This is a genomic window from Bacillus cereus group sp. BfR-BA-01309, assembly GCF_022664315.1.
Classification (GTDB): domain Bacteria; phylum Bacillota; class Bacilli; order Bacillales; family Bacillaceae_G; genus Bacillus_A; species Bacillus_A mobilis.
The window spans coordinates 621,418-645,546 of record NZ_JAKUHE010000002.1; the positions used below are offsets into that span (position 1 = coordinate 621,418).

Genomic DNA, 24,129 nt, shown 5'->3' on the forward strand with positions numbered 1-24,129 from the left:
TTCCAAATTATAAAGATGGAACGGATGGTGTCCACGCTCTTTTATGTTCTACTTCTTCCGCACTACTCTCTACGTCTTCCATTTCTAAATCAAAAATCTTTGCAAATAACGCTAATTTTTCGTCTGCTCCCTCTTCAGCAGCTATTTCTTTCGCTACTAAAATTGGGTCTTTTAATAATTGATTAATAATACTTTTCGTATGCTTACTAATTACTTTTCTCTCACGATCACTAAGATTCGGTATTTTGCGTTCCAAACTTTCCATCGTTTCACTTTGGATAGCAAGTGCCTTATCACGAAGAGCTGCTATTAACGGAACAACACCTAGTGTACTTAACCACGTTTTAAATAAAACAATTTCCTCTTCAATCATAAATTGAATTTTCTCTGCTTCTTTCAAACGCTCAGCACGATTTGCTTCCACTACTCCTTGCAAATCATCAATGTCATATAAGAAAGAACCTTCTAGTTCATCAATCGCTGGATCAATATCACGCGGCACTGCAATATCAACCATAAATAACGGACGACCAGAGCGCATTTTCTCTACCTTTGTCATCATCTCTTTCGTAATGACATACTCCGATGCACCAGTTGAACTAATTAAAATATCTGCTTCTAATAATGCACATTGTAATTCACTTAAAGGCTTTGCATGTCCCATATATTTCTCAGCCATTACTTCCGCTTTCGTAAACGTCCTATTCATAACTGTTACTTTTCGAGCACCGCTTCCATATAAGTTTTGTAGTGCCAGTTCACCCATCTTACCAGCACCAAGAATAAGTACGTGACAATCTGTTAGCTCGCCGAATATTTTCTTCCCAAGCTCAACAGCAGCATAACTAACAGACATCGCACTTTCACCAATTGTCGTTTCTGAGTGCGCACGTTTCGCTAACGTCACCACTTGCTTAAACAACTCATTAAAAATTGTGCCTGTCGCTTTTACTTGTTGCGCTTCTAAAAAGCTATCTTTTATTTGACCTAAAATCTGCGTTTCTCCAACTACCATAGAATCTAAACCGCACGTTACGCGGAATAAATGATCTATTGCACCATCTTGTTCAAAAATAGTTAAATATGGTGCGACTTCCTCTATTTCAAGCTGAAACCAATCAGCTAAAAACTTCTTAATATAATACCGTCCCGTGTGTAATTGATCGACAACAGCGTAAATCTCAGTGCGATTACAAGTGGATACAATGACATTCTCTAACACGCTCTTTTGATTTTGTAATGTAGTCATTGCTTGCTCTAGCTCTGCTGCCTGAAATGTGAGTTTCTCACGAAATTCTACAGGGGCTGTTCGATAATTTACACTAACAACAAGAATATGCACGCAGCATGTCCCCCTTCACCCGTTTTATCACTTTATCTACTATCATAATACAACTTTCCTCTTATGAATCTGACAATCGTGTGAACAACCGATTATTTTTTATTTATTCTCCGTATGTAATAAAGGAGATTCAGTAAAATTAATAAAGACTTTCTACTTTATAATGATTATAAATTAATAACTCTATTTGTACGTTACCAAAAAAAGCACTCATAATCAAGTGATGGAAACTATTCCATATGAATTATAACATCATCTTTCCTATCTTCTTTCATCATGAAGGAAAATATGTATGATTGTTCCAAATTGTAGCACAAACTTTCTCAATACAATGTATTTGACATTGTATTTCTTTTCCGTTATATTGATTTTACAAAATTAAATTGTGCACAACTTAATCAGAGAGGAGCTATGTATGACAGAGAATTCTTTACATCTAGATAATCAACTTTGTTTCTCCATTTACGCCTGTTCTAAAGAAGTGACCCGCTTTTATCGACCATATTTAGAAGAGATGGGTATTACGTATCCCCAGTACATTACTTTACTCGTACTATGGGAGCAAGATGGACTAACAGTAAAAGAAATTGGAGAACGTCTATTTTTAGATTCCGGTACGTTAACACCTATGTTAAAACGAATGGAATCATTAAATCTTGTAATACGCGTTCGTTCCAAAGAAGATGAGCGCAAAGTTTGTATTGAATTAACAGAACAAGGTAAAGATTTAAAAGAAAAGGCTTGTTCGTTGCCGACAACAATGGCAACAAATTTAGGAATTACAGAACAAGAGTATCGTTCTTTATTAATTCAATTAAATAAACTAATGGAAACAATGAAAACAATAAATGATAGAAAAGGGGAATAAACATGGATAAATTATATACTGCTTCAGTAACTGCTACAGGTGGAAGAAACGGAAAAGTAGTTTCAGATGATGGCATATTAAATCTTGATGTAAAAATGCCGAAAGCACTAGGTGGTGCAGGCGGAGAGGCAACGAATCCAGAACAACTATTTGCTGCTGGTTATGCCGCTTGTTTTGATAGTGCATTACAACTTGTCATTCGCACAAAACGCGTGAAAGTAGAAAGCACAGAAGTAACTGCTCACGTTTCTATCGGAAAAGATACAGACGGTGGTTTTGGCCTATCTGCTGTACTTGATGTACACGTTGCTGGCGTTTCTCACGCTGAAGCACAAGAACTTGTAGAAGCTGCTCACGGTGTATGTCCTTATTCGAAAGCAACAAGAGGTAATATTGAGGTTACATTAAACGTAAAATAAAAAAATGTAGTAAATAAAAAAAACGCGCGACATTCGTCACGCGTTTTTTGTTTTTGTCATTTTATGAATTGCCTTCCACGCTTCTTCTTTTCCAAGTCCTGTTTCAGAAGAGAATAGAACAATTTCATCGCCAATTTCAACAGCAAGCGTTTCTTTTACAACTTTTAAATGCTTTTGCCATTTCCCTTTCGGAATTTTATCGGCTTTCGTCGCAATAATAATTGTTGGGATTTCATAATGCTTTAAGAAATCATACATCATCACATCATCGTTTGTTGGTTGGTGACGTAAATCAACTACTAATACAGCTGCGTCTAATTGCTCACGCGTTGTAAAGTATGTTTCAATCATCTTGCCCCATGCTGCGCGCTCTGATTTAGATACTTTCGCATATCCATAACCTGGAACGTCAACAAAATGCATCATCTCATTGATTAAGAAAAAGTTCAACGTTTGCGTTTTTCCTGGTTTAGAAGAAATACGTACTAACTTTTTACGATTTAAAATTTTATTAATAAAGGAAGACTTCCCGACATTTGAACGACCTGCTAATGCAATTTCTGGTAAATCACTGTCTGGATATTGTTCTGGTTTAACAGCACTAATTACAATATCTGCTTTTGTTACTTTCATTGTTTCACTCCTACTAATGCGTGCTCCAATACTTCATCTAAATGAGATGCAAGCACAAACGTAAGGTTTTCTTTTACGCTTTCTGGAATATCATCTAAATCTTTCTCGTTTTCTGCTGGCAAAATAATTTTTGTTAAGCCCGCGCGGTGAGCACTTAATGTTTTTTCTTTTAAACCACCAATTGGTAATACACGACCACGAAGTGTAATTTCACCTGTCATCCCCACTTCTTTACTTACAGGAATACCTGTTAGTGCAGAAATAAGTGCCGTTGCCATCGTAATACCTGCCGACGGTCCATCTTTTGGAACTGCTCCTTCTGGAACATGAATATGAATATCATTTTTCTCATGGAAATTCGGATCGATCTGAAGCTCTTCTGCACGAGAACGAATATAGCTAAACGCTGCTTGTGCGGATTCTTTCATAACATCCCCAAGTTTCCCTGTTAAAATTAATTTCCCTTTACCTGGTGCTACAGACACTTCAATCGCTAGTGTATCGCCGCCTGCTGCTGTATACGCTAACCCTGTCGCCATACCAACTTGGTCTGTTTTTTCAGCTTGCCCATAACGGAATATGTGCTTACCAAGTAAATCAACAATGTTTTTCTCTGTTACTACAATACGCTTGCGTTCTGCTGTAACGATAATTTTTGCTGCTTTACGACAAACTTTTGCAATTTGGCGCTCTAGTGTACGAACACCAGCCTCACGTGTATAATAACGAATAATTTCAAGAAGCGCTTCATCACGTACTTGTAAATTACCTTTTCGTAAGCCATGCTCTTTTAATTGTTTCGGCAATAAATGTTCACGGGCAATGTGCACTTTTTCAAGTTCAGTATAACCGGCAATCGAAATAATTTCCATACGGTCAAGCAACGGACCTGGAATACTTGAAAGTGTATTTGCAGTTGCTACAAACATAACTTTCGATAGATCATACGGTTCTTCAATGTAATGATCACTGAAGTTATGGTTTTGTTCTGGGTCTAACACTTCAAGTAATGCTGCTGATGGATCTCCACGGAAATCGTTAGACATTTTATCAATCTCATCTAATAAAAAGACTGGATTAACTGTTTTCGCCTTTTTCATACCTTGAATAATGCGTCCTGGCATCGCTCCAACATACGTACGACGGTGACCACGGATTTCAGATTCATCACGTACACCACCAAGGGATACACGGACAAAATTACGATTTAATGATGTTGCAATTGAACGCGCTAACGAAGTTTTCCCGACTCCAGGAGGTCCTACTAAGCAAAGGATAGGTCCTTTTAATGAATTCGTTAACTTCTGTACAGCTAAATATTCAAGTACGCGCTCTTTCACTTTCTCAAGACCGTAATGATCTTTGTCCAAAATCTCTTCAGAATGAGCAAGATCAATCATATCTTCTGTCGCTTCTGTCCACGGAAGAGCTAATAACCAGTCCATATAATTGCGAATAACACCGCTCTCCGCAGAACTTGCTGGTAACTTTTCATAACGATCTAATTCTTTCAGTGCAGCCTTCATTGTTTCTTTCGGCATTCCCGACTGTTCAATTTTCTCACGAAGTTCTTCAACTTCCCCGCCCTTACCTTCTTTATCGCCAAGTTCAGTTTGAATCGCCTTCATTTGCTCACGTAAGAAATATTCTTTTTGCGTGCGCTCCATTGAACGTTTCACTTTTTGTCCAATTTTCTTTTCTAAACTAAGTAACTCTTGTTCATCTTGAATAATTGAAATAAGTGTATGTAATCGTTCCTTCACAGATACAATCTCTAAGATTTCTTGTTTCTGTTTCGTTTTAATCGGCAAGTGAGAAGCAATTAAATCAGCTAATCTTCCTGGCTCTTCTACATCAGCTACCGTTGCAAATGTTTCATTTGAAACTTTTTTCGAAACTTTAATATATTGTTCGAAATGCTCCAGTAATGTACGCATAAGAGCCTTCTCTTCTAGATCATCTTCCACTTCTTCCGTTACCGTTTTGATGGAAACTTGCACTATATTTTCTTCTTCGATAAACTCTACTACTTCAGCTCTATGTAAACCTTCTACAAGGACACGAAGCGTTCCGTTCGGCAATTTTAACATTTGCTTCACTTTCGCCACTGTACCTACACTATATATGTCATCTTCTTTCGGATCATCGATATTCATTTCTTTTTGCATCGCTAAAAAGATGATATTTTCATCCATTGCCGCCTGCTCTAGTGCTTGTATCGATTTATCACGTCCTACATCAAGATGCAGAACCATCGTTGGATATACGAGAACGCCTCTTAATGGTAGGAGGGGTACGATTCTTTCATTCGTATTCATACTAGACATAGCACCTCCATAATAAATTAAACTCCTGTTCAACTATTTTATATTACAATACATCTAGATGCAATTGCAGAGATTTTCCGCAATTGTAAATCCCTCGTTTTTCTCCCTGTTAAAAAGGAAAAAAGACTCCGCTTAAGCATACAAACTTAAACGAAGTCTGGCAAATTTTATTATCGTTCATTCTCACATGGATTGTGCATCTGTTTCATCTACAGTAGTATGTATATCAATGTCTCGATGCATATTTTCCTGCATAAATGTTAACTCAAATACTTCTTTTAACTTACGAACAGGAATGATTTCAATTCCTTTTATTGTGTACAAAAACGGTTGCATGTTTTCAGCAGGAATAATAACTTTCTTCGCACCTGCTTTTTTCGCAGCTTTTATTTTTGCGTACACACCACCAATAGGTTTCACTTCACCGTGTATACTTATTTCACCAGTCATCGCTACTTCATTATTCACATACGTACGATGCACCGCTGAATATACACCCGTTGCCATAGCAATACCTGCCGAAGGCCCATCAATTGGGATACCACCTGGAAAATTAATATGTATATCGTATCCTTCTGGCAACACATCTAGAGAACGAAGTACCGTTAATACATTATCTACAGAACCTTTCGCCATACTTTTACGGCGAATGGACTTCGTTTGACTACCAATACTTTCCTCTTCAACAATTCCGGTAACATTTACCGATCCTTTATCTTTCGCTTTGATTGCTGTTACTTCAATTTCTAATAACGCGCCTGTATTCGGTCCGTATATAGCAAGTCCATTTACAAGGCCGATTCTTGGAATAGGATAAATACGTTTTTCATATTTTGGTGTAAGTTGACTAGAGTGAACAACCCACTCTATATCTTCATCTTTAATGAAAGAACGTTCTTCATTTATTGCCATACCAGCAGAAATTTGTACAAGGTTAATCGCTTCTCGTCCATTTCTTGCATACATCCCAATCATTTCAATACCGTTCTCACCTATTTGCATTTCCACTTTATCAGCTGCATTCTTCGCTACTTTTTGAATTTCATCTGTATCTAATTCACGGAAAAACACTTCTAAACAGCGTGACCGAATAGCAGGTGGAATCTCCTCTGGCGAACGCGTCGTCGCCCCAACTAAGCGAAAATCGGCTGGTAAACCTTTTTGAAAAATGTCATGTATATATGTTGGAATCATCGTATTCTCTTCACTATAGTATGCACTTTCCAAAAACACTTTCCGGTCTTCTAGCACCTTTAACATTTTGTTCATTTGAATCGGATGTAGTTCGCCAATCTCATCAATAAACAAAATACCACCATGTGCATCTGTTACCGCACCTTTTTTCGGTTGCGGAATACCCGCCTGCCCCATTGCACCAGCACCTTGATAAATCGGATCATGTACCGAACCGATTAAAGGGTCTGCAATACCACGTTCATCAAACCTAGCTGTCGTCGCATCCAGTTCAATAAATGTTGCATTCGTGCGAAATGGAGATTTTGGATTTCGTTTCGCTTCCTCTAAAACAAGACGTGCTGCAGCTGTCTTTCCAACACCCGGTGGACCATATATAATCACATGTTGCGGGTTCGGGCCACAAAGAGCCGCTTTTAACGACTTAATCCCGTCCTCTTGCCCTACAATATCTAAAAAGGATGTAGGACGCACCTTTTCCGCGAGCGGCTCTGTTAAAGAAATCTCGCGCATTTTACGAAGTTGCTCTAATTCTTTTTTCGATTCTCGATCAATTGAAACTTTTTGTGTTCGCTGATTTCGAAGTAAATGCCAAAAGTACAATCCGACAATTACACCAAAAACAAGTTGAACAAGTAAAAATATATTTGTCCAGCTCATCATTTATTTCCTCCCGCAATGTTTTATCTCTTAGTATTTCCGCGGAGGAACATAGCTAAACATAAAGAAAAACAGCAATTATAAAAATTGCTGTTTCTCCTTCGCACTATGCAGATGTTTTTGTATCAAGTACAGTACCGTCTTGTAACACCAATTTCGGCGGTTCATTATCAGCTACTGTTTCTTTCGTAAGAATACACTTCTCAATATCTTTGCGAGATGGAAGTTCAAACATTACATCCAGCATTAAGCCTTCAATAATAGAACGAAGTCCACGAGCACCTGTTTTACGTTCAATTGCTTTTTTCGCAATTTCAATTAGTGCGCCTTCTTCAAACTCTAACTCAACATCGTCAAGCTCCAATAGTTTTTGGAATTGCTTAACAAGTGCATTTTTCGGTTTCGTTAAAATATCAACAAGAGCATCTTCATCAAGCGGCTCTAGGTTCGCAATAACTGGAAGACGACCGATAAACTCTGGAATTAAACCAAATCTTAAAAGGTCCTCTGGTAATACGTGAGATAAAACATGCTTCTCATTTACATCAGCATTTTTCTTCTCAGCACCAAATCCAATTACTTTTTCACCAAGACGACGTTTAATAATTGGCTCGATGCCATCAAACGCTCCACCACAGATGAATAAGATATTCGTTGTATCAATTTGAATAAACTCTTGGTGCGGATGCTTACGACCACCTTGAGGTGGAACGCTTGCTACAGTACCTTCTAAAATTTTCAGAAGTGCCTGCTGCACACCTTCACCAGATACATCACGTGTAATTGATGGATTTTCGGACTTACGTGCCACTTTATCAATCTCATCAATATAAATGATTCCTTTTTCCGCTTTTTCTACATCATAATCAGCTGCTTGGATTAATTTTAGTAAGATGTTTTCTACATCTTCCCCAACGTATCCAGCTTCAGTTAAAGATGTTGCGTCCGCGATCGCAAATGGAACATTTAAAATACGCGCTAATGTTTGTGCCAATAATGTTTTACCACTACCAGTTGGCCCAATAAGTGAAATATTACTCTTCGCTAATTCTACATCATCAATTTTGCTGTTAGAATTAATGCGTTTGTAATGGTTATATACCGCTACCGCTAGCGCTTTTTTCGCGTTATCTTGTCCGATGACATACTCATCTAAGATTTCACGAATTTCTACCGGTTTCGGTACATCTTTGAATTCTACTTCTTCGTCCTTCGCAAGCTCCTCTTGTACAATTTCAGTACAAAGTTCGATACACTCGTCACAAATGTAAACACCTGGACCTGCAACTAACTTTCGAACTTGCGTTTGTGTTTTACCACAGAAAGAACATTTTAATTGACCTTTTTCATCATTAAATTTAAACATATTTTCACACCCCTTACAAAGTGCTAACCTCTTGCCTTCGTATGTACACGATAAATGTATCGTATGTAAATACATATTATGTCACTACGTGGCGAGAAATACAAATAATATGACTAGTTATGTACAAATAAAAAAATTTTAAAACTTTTGAAATATGTATATTCGACTTGTAAAGGAAGTTTTCCTTCTTCATCGAAAAGTTTTATAAATATATTTCTATATTTATAAAACAAGGCACGATTAAAATCGTGCCTTGTTATTTTATTATGCAGCGTTTTCTACTAAGAAATCTACAGCTTTACGCACTTTAAGATCTTCAGCTAAAGCGTCTACACTTCCAAGAGCTTGCTTGATAGCGTCTACTGGCATACCGTACATTTCAGCCATTTTTTCAACTTCTGCAGTTACTTCTTCTTCAGTAACTTCGATGTTTTCAGCTTCAATGATAGCTTCAAGAACAAGGTTGATTCTTACGCGTTTTTGAGCGTCTTCTTTCATTTGCTCTTTTAACTTGTCAGCGTCAGTACCTGTGAATTGGTAGTAAAGCTCAAGGTTCATACCTTGTTGGCTTAAACGTTGCTCGAATTCACGAACCATACGATCTAACTCAGTGTCGATCATAGCTTCTGGAATTTCGATTTCAGCGTTAGCAGCAGCTAATTCTACTACTTCGTCACGTACTTTGTGCTCAGCTTCGTGCTTTTTGCCTTCTTCTAAGTTTGTACGAAGTTTTGTTTTTAATTCATCAAGAGTTGCAACAGCTTCGTCAGCTTCTTTAGCGAACTCGTCGTTTAACTCAGGAAGTTCTTTTGTTTTGATTTCGTGAATTGTTACTTTGAATGTAGCTGGTTTACCAGCTAATTCAGCAGCGTGGTACTCTTCTGGGAATGATACTTCAACTTCTTTAGAATCACCAGATTTAAGACCAATTACTTGCTCTTCGAAACCTGGGATGAATGTACCAGAACCGATTGCTAGAGAGTAGTTTTCGCCTTTTCCGCCTTCAAATGCTTCGCCATCAACGAAACCTTCGAAGTCGATTACAGCTGTATCACCGTTTTCAACAGTTCCTTCTTCTTTAACAACTAGTTCAGCTTGACGCTCTTGTAAAGATTTTAATTCGTTCTCTACATCTTCGTCAGTTACAGTTGTTTCAACTTTTTCTACTGCTAAACCTTTGTACTCACCTAATTTAACTTCAGGTTTCACTGTAACTTTTGCAGTGAAGATAAGGTTAGCATTTTTTTCGAACTTCTCGATGTTGATTTCAGGATGATCAACTGGGAAGATACCAGCTTCATCAATCGCTTCACCGTATGCTTTTGGTAAGATGATATCTATAGCATCTTGATATAAAGATTCGATACCAAAGCGTTGTTCGAATAACGGACGAGGCATTTTTCCTTTACGGAAACCTGGTACGTTGATTGTTTGTACTACTTTTTTGAACGCAGCGTCGATAGAGTTGTTTACTTCTTTAGCATCAACTTCGATTGTTAGAACGCCTACGTTACCTTCTAATTTTTCCCATTTTGTAGCCATTTATTCTTTCCCTCCAACTATAATAATGTATGCACATACCTCTATAGATTAAAATCTTCATTATCTCTTTTTTGAAATAACAAAAGTACAAATAATCCTCTAGCAAAAGCTTTCAGATATAATGTTCCAATCTACTAATTGTCTAAAAGACAACTACGGTATATTTTGTTCGAGAATAATATGAAACATATTAAGTAAGAGAATTACACTTCTCTTCTCTTACAAACAGGCAGATTTCTGCCTTTTGCAACCCTTACATTATAACATAGAATATGCTCGTTTCAAGAACCGAACGATTCTTTTTCATAATTATACGGGCAAATATCCTTCTCTTTCAACACGTAATAACCATTGATAGGCAATATGAAACTCTTCTAATTCAATATTATACGCTGTCATAAGCTCTTCTTCATTAATAGTCAACCCGAAACGCTTTCTTCCAATTCTCTCTAAAACAGCAGCCCAAATCTCTACTTTATCCATTAATAGAGCGAATGGGAAAATGCTAATTCGCAATTCTTTCCAATATGTAACCATCGCTTCAAATATATCGGGATAATTTTGCTCTAATCGACTTGATAATGTATGTATAATGTTATCGGATTGCTCCTCATTATGACCTGTAAATGCCGGAATCACCTTCATCGTATTTCCAAACTTTTCTACCTCTATTTCTTCTTCTATTTGATTTTCTATCATTTTATACAAAATAGAAGTTTTCAAATAAGGGTGTTGTTTTTCGTCTATTAAAAATTCCTTTAAAATAGGTAATGCAAGATCCAAGTCTTTTAACGAAAGTTGCTGAATTGCTCTTAGCTTTTGTCCAAAGTTTTCTCCAAACATTTCATTAGTAAACTCATCTAATTCAAAATTCGAATCGACTAGTGACGTATCTACTTCATTTAACATACCTTCTGCAAATAAAGCGAGCTGTGCTAATTTTTCCTTTTGCTCAGGCATTATATCTTTCGTTTGCAACACTTTTTCGACGGTTTCAATAACACCTTCATAATCATTTGTTTGAACTAAAATCGTCACATATGTTTCAAGAATATCACCAAATAATACAGCTCCCGTTTCAAGTAACTGTTCACATTTGTCTTTCGCTTCTTCCATATGCTTTAATTCTAACAAACAAATAACAGAAGCGAGTTCCGTTTGTTCCGTTTCTGCATTATACTGACGTAATATTTCAAAGCAGCGCAATGCATCTTCGAATTTCCGCTCTTTCAGTGCTAAAAAACCTTCATCAATATATCGCTCTGATAGCTGTGGAAACAATACGACCGTATTTTCTTTTTTATCCATACGTCCGCCTCTTTTTCTAGATTTTAATTATCTTTAAAGTAAATATATCAAATGAGTAATGAGAACACAACATCCCAAAACCCTTTGTTTGAAATATAAAAATATTTAATTTTCATATTTCAATATAAACAAATCCTTACTAAAAATTAAAAATGTACAAACAAAAATCCTCAGCAATTCAGGCAGAGGATTCATCATTAATGGAAAGCTTTTATAATAGTGGGGTATATAACAAGGGTAATAATTTGGAGAACAATAATTGCCATAACAATCATGCTAAAATAGAAGATTGGTTTACTTCGCTTCATTAAAAACATAATAATAAGCATTGTACAAGCAAACAAACTTAAGAAGAACAAACTCGTTGTCGAACTAAGTATACCACTTGGGACAAAGAACAATAACACTACACTACAAGTACCTATAATTCCAAATAACCATTCCATTCATTCACTCATTCCCTTTCCCTCTCATGGCAGTTTTTTTGCTAAGCGATTAAATGTTTTACAACATCAACTACATACGTTAATTTCTCATACGCTACAAATCCAAAAGCAACTGTTAAACCCGTTACGATTAATCCCTTCATCATTTCTTCCTCCTCGTTTTATCGTTGTTACCTTCATTATAGAGGATTAGCAATTTGTTACCATCGAACTTCCTTACAGTTACCTTACAGAATTGTAAGATTTCAAAAAATGATAGAAAAACACCTCATATTACTTGAGCTGACATCACGGAATTTCTCTGTAATCACTTGTTTTTCTCGTAGTTATTTTTCAGAGAATCCACCCTTAAACTAATAGATTTACTAAATAATTTAGGGTTGAAATAATTATTCGTTACTTCCCTTAACTTACCTTCAAATGTTTTCATTTATAAGAAAACACTGTATTAAAATCGTGTTAATATATTTTTGTACAATTAAGAACTTAAAAGGGGGATTATATATATGTTTAAAAAAATGGCTGCAGATGTATTAGGACTAAGTGATGTGGGATCTGTCATCACACCGAAAGATTACGATAAAGTTGATGCTGATGATTACGTGATGCATGAAGATGGGGAGAAAATTTATTTTTTAATTAAATCAAAATCAGATGAATATTGTTTTACAAACAAAGGATTACTCCACTTAGATGGTACAAGCGCAACGAGTAAAAAACGGACACTACGCCGCTTTAGCTATAGTAAATATCAAATTAAAAACGTAGCACTTGAAACTGCTGGAACGATTGATTTAGATGTAGAAATCAAGTTCCAAATGGGAGATGAGCATTATTCAATTGATGTTCATAAAAAACATGTTGAAGAATTAAAAGATTTATATAAAGCTTTACTTAAAATAGAAGAAATCGCATACGACAACGATATTACATTGCAGTATGCACACAAAAGTCTAGATATGGCATCTAACGCTTTTAGCCGCATTTCAAACGCACAAGTAAATTTAGCAGAACAGTTTAAAGAAATGAACGAAATTGCCTTCAACTGGCTCGTTGATACGAAGAAGCAATATAACGTGAAAGATTATGGTTTTGTCTTTGAGAAGTTTATTAATAACTAAACAAGAAACCCTTGTTATCAAAAGATAACAAGGGTTTCTTAGCGTCCCAGGAGAGATTTGAACTCCCACTCCGCCCATTTCCGTACTACTTTATATATTTTGATCGCAGTCTTAATATATCTTCGCCTTCGCGAATGCCTGCCGATCCCTTCCTCACATTTTTTACGACAGTCCAATCCGGGTTAGTTTCATCACCGATGTTCTGTACTGTAAAGTTGCCATCACCATATTTTCGGTGACCTTCTGCCAATTTCTCCGTTAAATCATTCTCATTTGATCTCGCCATCTTTGCGCCATCTCCCTTTTTTATACAACCTTCTTAAACTGTCCAACCCATCACACGTCCCGTCAATTGGAGATTCTCGCTTTCCACTTCTATTAATTGTAACACACTGTCGGGGATAAGTTTCGATCACAGCTGCTCCATCGTACTAGAATTGCAAAAAGTTTTATAACATTCTAAGTGATTAATTAGGGGAATCTGGATATGGATTCGAGTTCCATCATAAACCTATTGATTCTTTAAATTAAATAAGAGGAATAGGGCGCATAAATAGCGCTCTTTTCTTAATGCACTTTAATCTGTAATACATAATAATTATGATATATTACGTTATATTTTATACCTCTTGTACATACATCAATTTGTAGACAAACAAAAAACCTTGTTATCAAAAGATAACAAGGTTTTTTTAGCGTCCCAGGAGAGATTCGAACTCCCGACCGTACGCTTAGAAGGCGTATGCTCTATCCGGCTGAGCTACTGGGACATGGAGCGGGTGAAGAGAATCGAACTCTCGACCAGAGCTTGGAAGGCTCTTGTTTTACCACTAAACTACACCCGCATATGTTATTTTATTTTTCTTCGTTAGCGCTGTTGCCCTATCGACAATATTTATTATATGTATAACCATACATAAAGTCAACACCTTTTTTAAAAGAGGATAATTTTTCTTATCCTCTTTTAAAAACTGCTTGTTCAACTAGTTGTCCGTCTAATGTTTCAAAACGAACTTCCATTTGATTTTCATCCATTTCTAATAAAGCAAATGTCTTTTCTACACGTTGACGTGGTAATAAAATACTACCTGGATTAATAAATAAAACGCCGTCGATTAATTCTGCACCTAATACGTGAGAGTGTCCGAAGCATGCAACTTGCGCCCCTACCTCTTCTGCGTGGTACGCTAATGTTTGTAATGTCATTTTCACGTTATGACGATGTCCGTGCACAACGACGAAACGAATGCCATCTACATCAGTTACAATTTCATCTTGAAAGTTAGCATAATCACAATTCCCTTTTACAACATGGAAACCTTGCAGCTCTTCATGAGCAGGCGTTAGCTCTGAATCACCACAATGAATCATGATATCTACTTTCCCTTCATATTTCTCTTTTAACTGCTGTAATTCCTTCACAGAGCTATGACTATCGCTTACGATTAAAGCTTTCATCAATCTCTCTCCCTTATTCTCCTAAAAACCATTCAGGGATTTTTTCTTCTAGCTTACGAAGAGCACGTCCGCGGTGACTAATGGCATTTTTCTCATCTGAGCTTAGTTCCGCCATCGCTTTTTTATATTCTTCCACATAAAAAATCGGATCATATCCAAAACCGTTGTCTCCGCGGCGCTGTTCTAAAATATACCCTTCACACGTCCCGTTTACAATGACAGGCTTTTTATCACCTTCAGGGAAAGCCACTGCTAATGCGCAGTAGAAGCGAGCTTTACGCTTATCAAACGCTATCTCATTTAATTCTTGTAACACTTTATCAATATTCGCTTGATCATCTTTCGGCTCTCCAGCAAAACGAGCTGAATACACACCTGGCTTTCCATTTAAAGCATCTACAATAAGACCTGAATCATCCGCAATTACAATCGCATTAAGCTGTTTGCTCAGACTATCAGCTTTTAAGATTGCATTTTCTTCAAATGTTTCACCAGTTTCTTCAACTTCTTCAATATGAGGAAAATCGTGTAATGATTTTACTTCTAAATCAAATCGCTCAAATAACTCAGCAAATTCACGTACTTTCCCCATATTTTTTGTCGCTACAACAACTTGTTTCATACTTTCCACCTCTACTCTATATGAGATACGATGTCGCCTAACGCTTCTTTTTGCATGTCAATCAGTTGGAAAATACCTTGTTCCGCAGCATCAAGTAATTCATTTAACTGTGCTCTGCTAAACGTCGCTTCTTCTCCAGTTCCTTGCACTTCAACAAACTGGCCTTTTCCAGTCATAATTACGTTCATATCAACGTCTGCTTTAGAATCTTCTACGTAGTTTAAATCTAAAACAACACCTTGTTCTTCAACAATCCCTACTGACGTTGCTGCTAAATAATCTTTTACTGGAATTTTAGATACTTTTTCTGCTTGTAATAACTTCTCAAACGCTAATACCATTGCTACATATGCACCTGTAATAGAAGCAGTTCTCGTTCCACCATCCGCTTGAATAACATCACAATCAATCCAAACTGTTCTTTCACCAAGTGCTTCTAGGTCAACTACCGCACGTAAAGCTCGTCCAATTAAGCGCTGGATTTCCATTGTACGTCCTGTTACTTTCCCTTTACTTGACTCCCTAATTGTACGTTGTTCTGTTGCACGTGGAATCATCGCATATTCAGCTGTTACCCAGCCCTTTCCTTCTCCACGCATAAACGGCGGGACACGCTCTTCAATTGTCGCTGAGCAAATTACCTTTGTATCCCCAACCTCAATTAATACTGATCCCTCTGGATTTTTTAAATAATTCGTATGAATATGTATATGGCGTAATTCTGTTTTCTCTCTACCATCTACTCGCATAAAAATAACCTCCTCATAACTACTTGTTAGTATAGCCAAATTTAAATGTATGATATGTATACAATAAAAGAAGGGGAACTCAAAAAGCAATTCCCCTTTCTTACTTAAGTATATCAAATTATTGACGATTAAAAACTACCTGTATTCACGTTTTCTGGACGATCTACAGGTTTTATTAACTTTCCGCCCTTTTCATCTATAAGATTTGCTTTACCATTTACTTCAATAGAAACACTTTTCACGCCTTTCTTTTCAGTTAAAGATAAAACTAACGACTTCAATACGTAATTTGAAACCATATTTTTATCTGGGTTTATAAATATATTTTCGTTAAAGTTTAATGTAAGATTTCCATCTTGTAATTTCGGATTCGTAATAAGCTTAACTCCTGGATTAAAGTCATTTAGAAGCGACTGATGAATCGGTCCTTTTACAAGCTCATCTATAATTGCTGCATAATCATTTTCTTTCCCTTCTACAACGCGGCGTGTTACAGGTACGTAGTATTGCTGTTTATTATTATTTTGTGCCATAAAATAAAGTGTAACTGGTTTTGTATTCGTTACATCCGCTACTTGCTCGTCATCGAAGTTGATACCGTTAGCACGACTCACTCCTTCACCAAGCGGCGTACCCCCAACGGGCATCTTCGCTAATTTCTCACCATTTATTTGGAACTGCACTTGTTTTATTTCTTTAAATTGCGTCAACGTCCACGCTATTGACTCAACAATTTGACGTTCTTCTTCTTTTGCATAGTTTTTCATTTCATTAGAGAAATCAATAACTGCCGTCCCATCTTTTTTCAAATTTAGGGTCATCGATGTATTCGCTGGAATGACTGCACGGAACCCATTCGGCAATAAATTCGTTACCGGTCCATCTTTCACAAGGTACTCTAACGTTTGCTGAATAACCTCATTTGCTTTTGGAGTAGGTACAGCTAACGTTTGCGGTACAACATAACCATTTTTATCAACAAGGTATAGTTCTCTATTCACTGTTTGTCCTTGCTTATCTTTCTTAGCTACTTCTTTCTTTCCACCCTCTGTATACGTAACTTGTTTTGGCGGATCAATTTGTTCCGTTGCCTTCTCCTGATTTATAAAGCCACACCCTGTTAGTAAAACAGCGCTCACAGTAGCACCAACAACCCATTTAAAAGTGGATTTAGGCATGCCATTCCCCCCTAAAATCTAAGTTTGTACTATTATGTATACGAGCTGTTTCCTGTTTTAGAACAAGCTGTGCTTCTTACAAACAAAAAACTCCTGATTTCTCAGGAGTTTACTTATATGAATTCTACTATTATTCTTTTTCTAAATAAATATGTTTCACATTTTCAATCGGCTGACCGAACCATTTTGATGCAATTTCTTTAAATAGGCCTATTTTTCCTGTTGTTAAGAAGAGATGATCACTTTGTTCCTCTCCCTCATTCAACATTTTACTATGGTATAAAATAGTACTTACTTCGCGCGCCGTTTCATCACCTGAACTAATTAGTTGTACTTTATCTCCCATTACCTTTTTAATAACAGGGCCTAAAATTGGATAATGTGTACAACCTAAAATAAGTGTATCAATATCAGTATTTTTCAGCGGTTGCAACGTTTCTCTTACAACTTCATATGCCATTTCACTTTCAAAATTGCCACTCTCTACAAGCTCAACGAAAGGCGGACATGCTAAACTTTCTACCATAACACGGTTATTAATAGACTTTAACGCTTCTTCGTATGCACCACTTTTCACCGTTCCAATCGTTCCAATAATCCCAACATGATACGTGTTTGTCACTTTTAAAGCTGTACGTGATCCTGGGTGAATAACTCCTACCACTGGAATTGGTAATTGTTTCTGCATCTCTTCTAATACAACCGCAGTTGCTGTATTACACGCAATAACTAACATTTTGATATTCAAATCTAGTAAATGCTCCGTCATTTCCCACGTAAATTGACGCACTTCTTCTCGAGAACGTGGACCATAAGGGCAACGTGCTGTATCCCCTAAATATATAATGCGCTCTTTCGGCAACTGACGAATTAATTCCTTCGCTACTGTTAAACCGCCAACTCCTGAATCGATAACACCGATTGCTCTATTCAACTTCATCACCCGTTTTCTCATTCATCATCTTATTTTATCATTATATTTTACACACTTTAAGTTCGCTCACTTAAAGTGCTTCTGTATGAAAATTTTCATTTGTACCTGTATAGACTAGGACCTTTTTTATTTTGCTCCTTTTTTTCATAATTTGCAAGACAGAAAAATAACCGACCTTCTATACGAAAGTCGGTTTCTTCTATAATAAAGTACGTATTTATTGCTCCATCTTTTTTTGAAAAGAAGACATTCCTATTAATAAGAAGAAATGAGCAGAAATTAACATGACGATTAAAATAAAATTCAAACGATAACTATTTGTAGATTCCATGATTTTACTCGCTACAGCTGGTCCAAATGCCATACCGAAAAAGTTAATTAAATTATACAAACCAAGACCGACCCCAACTTTAGCTGGATGTAATGTTTTCGGTATAAATGTGTTTACTGATACTTGAATAGCTGAATAACTCATAAACGTTAAAATAATCGCCAATACAATAACAGCAATGTTCCCGTTTGGAATAAGCCCTAAAATTAAAAAGCCAACGATCATAATGGCAGACGCTACATAAATCATATTCACATTTCCAAACGAAGGGACGATCTTTCCAGTAAGAAAACTAGAAACAATACCAAAGAGTGATGCAACAAACAGTGCAATTCCGATAACGAATGGAGACAATCCGTGCTCTCTTCCTAACAATAATGGTAATAATAATAAACTAGCACATAGCGCCACATTCATTACGAATCCGACCGCTATTAAACGAAGAAATGTTTTATTTGTAAACAACTCAATATCAATTAATGGATGTTCCGCGTTCTTCATACGAACCGTGAATAAAAATAAGAAAGCAACCGATAACACAAATAGCCAACTATTAATATTTCCCCCTAATAAAACAGTCGTAATGAATGCAAATAATAACGCCGCTCCGGTGTAATCAAAATGAAACGCTCCATCCGTATGCTGCGCTTCTTCCGGCATAAATTTTAAAAGCAAGAAAATCCCCACTACTGAAATAACCATAAATAAAAATAAATATGGCCACCCAAATGTATTCGTAATAGCCCCGCCAACTAAAGGACCAATACCTATCGCTAATGCAATAGAAGAACTAATCATCGCTAACGCACCAGGCTTCTTAGCAGGAACAACTAATTTCGCCACCGCAATCATACTAAGTGCAATAAACGCTGCTCCTCCACTCGCCTGCACTAACCTTGCAAGAATGGTAATCGTATAAGATTGATTCATAAATCCAATAATAGAACCCGCTACAAATATGATAATTGAAATAATTAATAGTTTTTTTACACTGTAACGATCAGCCAGCTTCCCATATATCATCGAACCAATACCGACAACTAAGGAATAACCTACTACAACCCAACTTACCTTCGATTGGCCAATGGATAAATCACGAGCCATATCCTCTAACGCTACATTAAATAAAACTGCATTCATCGGTCCTAATAAAACGATAAAACATAATGTGAAAACAAACCATTTTGAATGGTTACTTATATCTTTCCCCATGTGTAACACCTCTCCTGATTGTAGTAACTGTAAATAAAAATGAAAAATAAAGTTGTTTAGCTCCTCTATTACCACTAAACAACTTCATCAAATGTATATATTCATCGCGCGATAAACTGAATTTGAAACGAAACATGTACGTTGTTCGACATTCATGGAACTATCATAATTTCAGCATTACAGTTTGTCAACGAAAAATATACAAAGTAAACTAATTAAGTGTTTTTAGTTTACTTTGTATAAAAATTGTTATACACTAATTTCGAATCCGATATAAGGAGGACTGACATGTTTATTCAAGTTTGCAATTTCTAACTTAATAAAACCAAATAAATAAAGAACTTTTATATAGAAGAAACATTACAGGAGGATTATGATGAAGAAAAAAATGTTAGTCGTATTAACGAGCGTAGAAAAATATCCAAATTTAAATCGAGCTACTGGTCTTTGGCTTGGTGAAGCTGTCCATTTCGTTAAAAAGGTAGAAGACGCTGGTTACGAAGTAGATTATGTTAGCCCACAAGGCGGCTATACACCGATTGATCCGCATAGTTTAGCAATGGCGGAGAGCATCGATTGGGAATGGTATCAAAAGAAAGAATTTATGAATCGTCTTGGTTCTACAATGAAGCCGAGTAAAGTAAATCCAGAAGACTACGCTGCGATTTATTACGCAGGCGGTCACGGTGTAATTTGGGACTTCCCAGAAAATAAAGAACTTCAAATGATTAGCCGCAACATTTATGAAAATGGCGGAATTGTTTCCTCCGTTTGTCACGGGGCTGCTGGTTTATTTCATATCACATTAAGTAATGGGGAACGTTTGATTAGTGGTAAAAAAGTAACAGGATTTTCAAATGAAGAAGAAAAGCTAGCTGAATTAGATCAATTCGTTCCATTTTTAACAGAAGATGAACTCATTAAAAATGGAGGGCTTTACGAAAAAGCTGCGCAGCCTTGGGAAGCTTACGCTGTAGAAGATAATCGTGTTATCACTGGTCAAAATCCAGCCTCAGGTGGCCCAGTAGCTGAATTAGTATTACAACACGTAAAAAATAACATGTAATAAAAAAAGCAGGTTTTCCATTATCATAGGAAAACCTGCTTTTTTACGAAATCATTTGCAAAATAGCAATAACTTCTTTTTCAACTTCAGAATCATCAATCGCTTCTATATACTCTGGTTTAAACAGTTGATACTTCTTCAATTGATAAAAATCAAGTATCGCTTTTTTTAACGTAATATCATACTGAATACAAAAAGAATGATCTATAATACGTCTTAACATCACGTCATCTTGCACCATAAATAATTGTGCGTTCATTTTATTAAAGTAGCCTTGTTCCATACCCACTTCAAAAAACATTTGCAAATTATGATTACGATTTTGTTGTGCAGCGACTAACTGATCAGATAAGTGCGGATATGCCTCTTTCAAATCTTGTAAAAAGACATCAGAAATATATGTCACACATTTTAAAGAGTGGATAAACGTCTTTTGGAAACGTTCTGCAAAAGACATACTTTCATCTTGATTATCCGCATCTCCTTCAAGAAGGTAGTTCATAAAATCTTCTACCACAGCTTCAATAATCTCATCTTTTGAAGAAAAACGTTTATATAAAGTAGCTTTACTAATATCCATATATTTCGCAATTTCATCTATTTTCAATTGACTAAAACTCGTTTTTCTAATAACGGGCTTTATTTTATTAATATAAGTGTTTGCACACGCAACTTTTCTCATTAAAAGAGCCTCCCCTTTTGTCCATACAAAATAGTATAGCAAATTCACGATTAATTATAAATGAAGTCACTATACGCAATACATCTTTTTAGTTTAAGGAGTCATTTATACTATAGAAAAAATGCCCGCTACCTTTATGAGTAACGAGCACTTTTTCTATACTTTATTTACAGCTCTTCTTATAGCTTTCCCTATTTCCATACTAGACTGCGGATTTTGTCCTGTAATTAAACGCCCATCTACTACGACATGTGGCGTGAATTTTGGAGCAACATAAAAAAAAGCCCCTTCTTCTTTCAATTTACTTTCTAATAAAAACGGCACTCGCTTTTCTAAATGTACAGCTTTTTCCTCATCATTCGTATAACCTGTTATACGCTTACCAGCAACAAAAAACGATCCGTCCTTATTTTTCACACCGACTAAAGAACTTACTCCGTGACAAACAGCTGCTACAATCCTGTTATTGTTGTACATATTCTCAATTAAATTTGCAACATACGGATTACCTGGAAAATCTACAATTGCCCCGTGCCCACCACCAAATAAAACTGCATCATAATCCGAAAAATGAACCTTTGAGATCGGCTTCGTATTTTGCAATAAAGAGGCAACATGCTTAAACTCACGAGGTATCCCGTTCGGAATCGACACTCTATCAATAGGTACTCTACCACCCTTTATCGACACAATATCAACATCGAAATTAGCCTTTTTAAATACATTATAAGGAGCTGCGAGCTCTTCCAGCCACAAACCAGTCGGGTGTCCATTCATATCATGAGCGCTTGTTGAAACTAACAATATCCTTTTCAACATATCCCCTCCTTACTACCTATTTATGTATAGAGTGTTCTTATCATTCTTATAGAACAAGAAACAGACAGAAAAATAGCCGACTCTTCATTTAAAAGTCGGCTTTCTTTTTATAGTTCGAGCTCTCCCATGCGAAGAAGCTCAACAACTGCTTGTGAACGTCCTTTAACTCCTAGCTTTTGCATTGCGTTTGAGATGTGGTTGCGTACTGTTTTTTCACTGATAAAAAGTTCACCTGCAATTTCCTTCGTTGTTTTATCTTGAACCAGTAATTCAAATACTTCTCTCTCTCTCTTTGTGAGTAACGGTTTAGATTGATACGCTTTTTCCTTCAACTGGTATAACCCTCCTTGCTTAAGCCAGAGCCGTGTATGTGTAAGTTGGGTGTTTATTTAGTCAAGATATTGTATGAACGAAATGTGCAGGTGGTGAATGAAAATGGGCTTTATTTCACATGTTATTTTAGACTTTTATACAGTGCGTTCACTGTTTGTATCCACTCATTTTTCTGTACGCCATATTTGTTCTAGTAATATGCTGACAACAGTACCTACGAATAAACCATTTCCGAATATATATTGCATAACAGACGGCAATGATTGAAGTGCTCCAGACGGTAAAAACATAACACCGCTTCCAAATAATACAGCAACTCCTAAAATCGTTACATTCCTTTCGCTCATCGGCACTTGTTTTATATTATGAAATCCAATTCCAATTAGCTGTACGAACGAAGCCATTAAAACCGCAGACGCGACAGCGGATGGCAATGATGCTAAGTAACGAATAATACTCGGAAACAGCGACATTACGACTAGTAACATACATGCTAGTAAGAACGATCGTATATATTTTTGTTTCGTTAAACGTATAAACCCTGCCGTTGCTGGTAATGGCACGACACCTACAGTTGAAAATACAGAAGAAATGATATGCGAAATCCCTCCAACCCACGTTCCATCCTTCAACTGTTTCTGTTCAATAGTCCCTTTTTGAATGGTAGCTTGATTAATTGCTATAATAGCTGCCACTGTATTAGAAACTAAAATACATACCATAACGAAACTCGATACAGCCATACCTGTATTCCACTTTGGAAGTCCCCAAGCAAATATTTGTGGAAGTTGCACAAAATGAGTTACTTGAGATGGAATCGTCACTTTTCCTGCAATTAGAAAAAGAATCCACCCACTAATTAATCCGATTAAAACCGCATAACTTTTGACAAAACCTTTTCCGAAGTTAGATAGTATAATAACGAAAAGAAATATGCTAAATGCAATTATCGCTGTAAATCCATCGATTTGAGAAACAATAGCAGTAATTCCTAGCATCCCTTTTAGGAATACACCGCTTAATTGTAAACATAATAAAAGTAAAAACGTCCCTGTCACAAGCGGCGTAAATAAAAATAAAATACGTCCTATAAAACCAGTTACTCCTAATCCTATTAAAATAACACCGGAAATTATCATTCCTAATTCTAAAATTTGCAACGTACTATGTAATTGATCTTGTCCGGCCGTTGCGTAAGCAAGTACGGTAAATACTCCAACCCAAGATCCAGCTGGTCCATCCGCAATTGGTAGTCTATGTCCAAGCCACCCTTGTAAAAAAGAAGATATACCAACTACAAAGAATGTACGCTGCATTAAATAAAATATTTCTTCCGTCGTAAGATGAAATAATCCGCCAACGACAATTGGTAATGCGATTGAATTCGCTAATAAAAATATAAACCATTGCAAAGTTCCCATAATATGATTTTGATTATGTTGATTGTCCAATTTTTTCATCCTTCCTAGCTAACCTATAAGAAATATATTGTAAACACAAAAAAGAAGAGTTCTACACT

Annotated in this window: 23 protein-coding genes and 2 tRNA genes; 4 read left to right on the top strand and 21 right to left on the bottom strand. The window is 36.4% G+C overall.

Translation table 11 applies throughout. From position 1 onward, the window contains the following. Positions 1-7 precede the first annotated feature (7 nt). Entirely contained in the window at positions 8-1,342 is a 1,335-nt protein-coding gene (gene hemA / locus MR115_RS06865; RefSeq protein WP_063261285.1) for a glutamyl-tRNA reductase, read from the bottom strand. Positions 1,343-1,757: 415 nt separating this feature from the next. On the opposite strand from hemA, the gene MR115_RS06870 reads away from it, so the two are divergent. Both MR115_RS06870 and MR115_RS06875 read left to right on the top strand, forming a co-directional pair. After that, complete coding sequence (locus MR115_RS06870) at positions 1,758-2,210, top strand: MarR family winged helix-turn-helix transcriptional regulator (protein ID WP_071720603.1); 453 nt, start codon at positions 1,758-1,760, stop codon at positions 2,208-2,210. A gap of 2 nt (positions 2,211-2,212) precedes the next feature. After that, positions 2,213-2,629, top strand: coding sequence for an organic hydroperoxide resistance protein (locus MR115_RS06875; RefSeq protein ID WP_061677128.1), 417 nt, complete (start codon positions 2,213-2,215; stop codon positions 2,627-2,629). Positions 2,630-2,665: 36 nt separating this feature from the next. Here MR115_RS06875 and ysxC read toward each other — a convergent pair whose 3' ends face one another. The 7 genes from ysxC to MR115_RS06910 form a co-directional block, all read right to left on the bottom strand. Then, on the bottom strand, positions 2,666-3,262 hold the full coding sequence (gene ysxC, locus MR115_RS06880) for a ribosome biogenesis GTP-binding protein YsxC (protein ID WP_000869114.1): 597 nt from the start codon (positions 3,260-3,262) through the stop codon (positions 2,666-2,668). Next, on the bottom strand, positions 3,259-5,589 hold the full coding sequence (gene lon / locus MR115_RS06885; protein ID WP_242240572.1) for an endopeptidase La: 2,331 nt from the start codon (positions 5,587-5,589) through the stop codon (positions 3,259-3,261). Before lon ends, ysxC begins: the two co-directional genes overlap by 4 nt. Before the next feature lie 183 nt (positions 5,590-5,772). Further along, the gene (gene lonB, locus MR115_RS06890) at positions 5,773-7,443 is read right to left on the bottom strand and encodes an ATP-dependent protease LonB (protein ID WP_242240624.1); all 1,671 of its coding nucleotides are present in this window, start codon (positions 7,441-7,443) and stop codon (positions 5,773-5,775) included. A 106-nt stretch (positions 7,444-7,549) separates the two neighbouring features. After that, positions 7,550-8,809: an ATP-dependent protease ATP-binding subunit ClpX gene (gene clpX / locus MR115_RS06895; protein ID WP_000472283.1), complete on the bottom strand. Its 1,260-nt coding sequence runs from the start codon at positions 8,807-8,809 to the stop codon at positions 7,550-7,552. Between the two features lie 264 nt (positions 8,810-9,073). Continuing rightward, positions 9,074-10,351, bottom strand: a complete 1,278-nt coding sequence (gene tig / locus MR115_RS06900; protein WP_073516630.1) for a trigger factor — start codon at positions 10,349-10,351, stop codon at positions 9,074-9,076. A 309-nt stretch (positions 10,352-10,660) separates the two neighbouring features. Next, the gene (locus tag MR115_RS06905) at positions 10,661-11,659 is read right to left on the bottom strand and encodes a hypothetical protein (RefSeq protein WP_242240573.1); all 999 of its coding nucleotides are present in this window, start codon (positions 11,657-11,659) and stop codon (positions 10,661-10,663) included. A gap of 197 nt (positions 11,660-11,856) precedes the next feature. Next, positions 11,857-12,105 (bottom strand): hypothetical protein, encoded by a 249-nt coding sequence (locus MR115_RS06910; protein WP_001983650.1) that lies wholly within the window; start codon positions 12,103-12,105, stop codon positions 11,857-11,859. A gap of 506 nt (positions 12,106-12,611) precedes the next feature. Between MR115_RS06910 and MR115_RS06915 the strand changes: the two genes are divergently transcribed. Continuing rightward, positions 12,612-13,226, top strand: coding sequence for a PH domain-containing protein (locus MR115_RS06915; protein ID WP_242240574.1), 615 nt, complete (start codon positions 12,612-12,614; stop codon positions 13,224-13,226). 85 nt (positions 13,227-13,311) lie between these two features. Here the strand turns inward: MR115_RS06915 and MR115_RS06920 are convergent, their stop codons facing one another. From MR115_RS06920 to MR115_RS06960, 9 genes are all read right to left on the bottom strand, one after another. Continuing rightward, positions 13,312-13,512, bottom strand: a complete 201-nt coding sequence (locus MR115_RS06920; RefSeq protein ID WP_000124458.1) for a hypothetical protein — start codon at positions 13,510-13,512, stop codon at positions 13,312-13,314. Between the two features lie 410 nt (positions 13,513-13,922). Then, positions 13,923-13,996, bottom strand: a tRNA-Arg gene (locus MR115_RS06925). Position 13,997: 1 nt separating this feature from the next. Beyond that, positions 13,998-14,071 (bottom strand) — tRNA-Gly (locus MR115_RS06930). Positions 14,072-14,180: 109 nt separating this feature from the next. Continuing rightward, positions 14,181-14,684 carry a metallophosphoesterase gene (locus MR115_RS06935; RefSeq protein ID WP_064474675.1) on the bottom strand — a complete coding sequence of 168 codons (504 nt, stop codon included), beginning with the start codon at positions 14,682-14,684 and terminating at the stop codon, positions 14,181-14,183. A 13-nt stretch (positions 14,685-14,697) separates the two neighbouring features. Beyond that, positions 14,698-15,306 carry an XTP/dITP diphosphatase gene (locus tag MR115_RS06940; RefSeq protein WP_063261290.1) on the bottom strand — a complete coding sequence of 203 codons (609 nt, stop codon included), beginning with the start codon at positions 15,304-15,306 and terminating at the stop codon, positions 14,698-14,700. Between the two features lie 11 nt (positions 15,307-15,317). Next, positions 15,318-16,055 carry a ribonuclease PH gene (gene rph / locus MR115_RS06945; RefSeq protein WP_001261774.1) on the bottom strand — a complete coding sequence of 246 codons (738 nt, stop codon included), beginning with the start codon at positions 16,053-16,055 and terminating at the stop codon, positions 15,318-15,320. 128 nt (positions 16,056-16,183) lie between these two features. Beyond that, entirely contained in the window at positions 16,184-17,233 is a 1,050-nt protein-coding gene (gerM, locus tag MR115_RS06950) for a spore germination protein GerM (protein ID WP_242240575.1), read from the bottom strand. 130 nt (positions 17,234-17,363) lie between these two features. Continuing rightward, the gene (gene racE, locus MR115_RS06955) at positions 17,364-18,173 is read right to left on the bottom strand and encodes a glutamate racemase (protein ID WP_000774001.1); all 810 of its coding nucleotides are present in this window, start codon (positions 18,171-18,173) and stop codon (positions 17,364-17,366) included. Between the two features lie 211 nt (positions 18,174-18,384). Beyond that, a complete protein-coding gene (locus tag MR115_RS06960; RefSeq protein ID WP_242240576.1) occupies positions 18,385-19,710 on the bottom strand; it encodes an MFS transporter in 1,326 nt (441 codons plus the stop codon). Between the two features lie 376 nt (positions 19,711-20,086). Here MR115_RS06960 and MR115_RS06965 point away from each other — a divergent pair, with 376 nt between their 5' ends. Continuing rightward, the gene (locus tag MR115_RS06965; RefSeq protein WP_242240577.1) at positions 20,087-20,776 is read left to right on the top strand and encodes a type 1 glutamine amidotransferase domain-containing protein; all 690 of its coding nucleotides are present in this window, start codon (positions 20,087-20,089) and stop codon (positions 20,774-20,776) included. Between the two features lie 43 nt (positions 20,777-20,819). On the opposite strand, the gene MR115_RS06970 is transcribed toward MR115_RS06965, so the two are convergent. The 4 genes from MR115_RS06970 to MR115_RS06985 all read right to left on the bottom strand — a co-directional run bounded on the left by MR115_RS06970 (position 20,820) and on the right by MR115_RS06985 (position 24,070). Next, positions 20,820-21,458 carry a TetR/AcrR family transcriptional regulator gene (locus tag MR115_RS06970; protein ID WP_242240579.1) on the bottom strand — a complete coding sequence of 213 codons (639 nt, stop codon included), beginning with the start codon at positions 21,456-21,458 and terminating at the stop codon, positions 20,820-20,822. Between the two features lie 156 nt (positions 21,459-21,614). Further along, positions 21,615-22,277, bottom strand: coding sequence for a type 1 glutamine amidotransferase domain-containing protein (locus MR115_RS06975; RefSeq protein WP_242240581.1), 663 nt, complete (start codon positions 22,275-22,277; stop codon positions 21,615-21,617). Positions 22,278-22,384: 107 nt separating this feature from the next. After that, positions 22,385-22,609 (bottom strand): spore germination transcription factor GerE, encoded by a 225-nt coding sequence (gene gerE / locus MR115_RS06980; protein ID WP_000659484.1) that lies wholly within the window; start codon positions 22,607-22,609, stop codon positions 22,385-22,387. Positions 22,610-22,774: 165 nt separating this feature from the next. Continuing rightward, positions 22,775-24,070: a purine/pyrimidine permease gene (locus tag MR115_RS06985; protein WP_242240583.1), complete on the bottom strand. Its 1,296-nt coding sequence runs from the start codon at positions 24,068-24,070 to the stop codon at positions 22,775-22,777. Between the last annotated feature and the right edge of the window lie 59 nt (positions 24,071-24,129).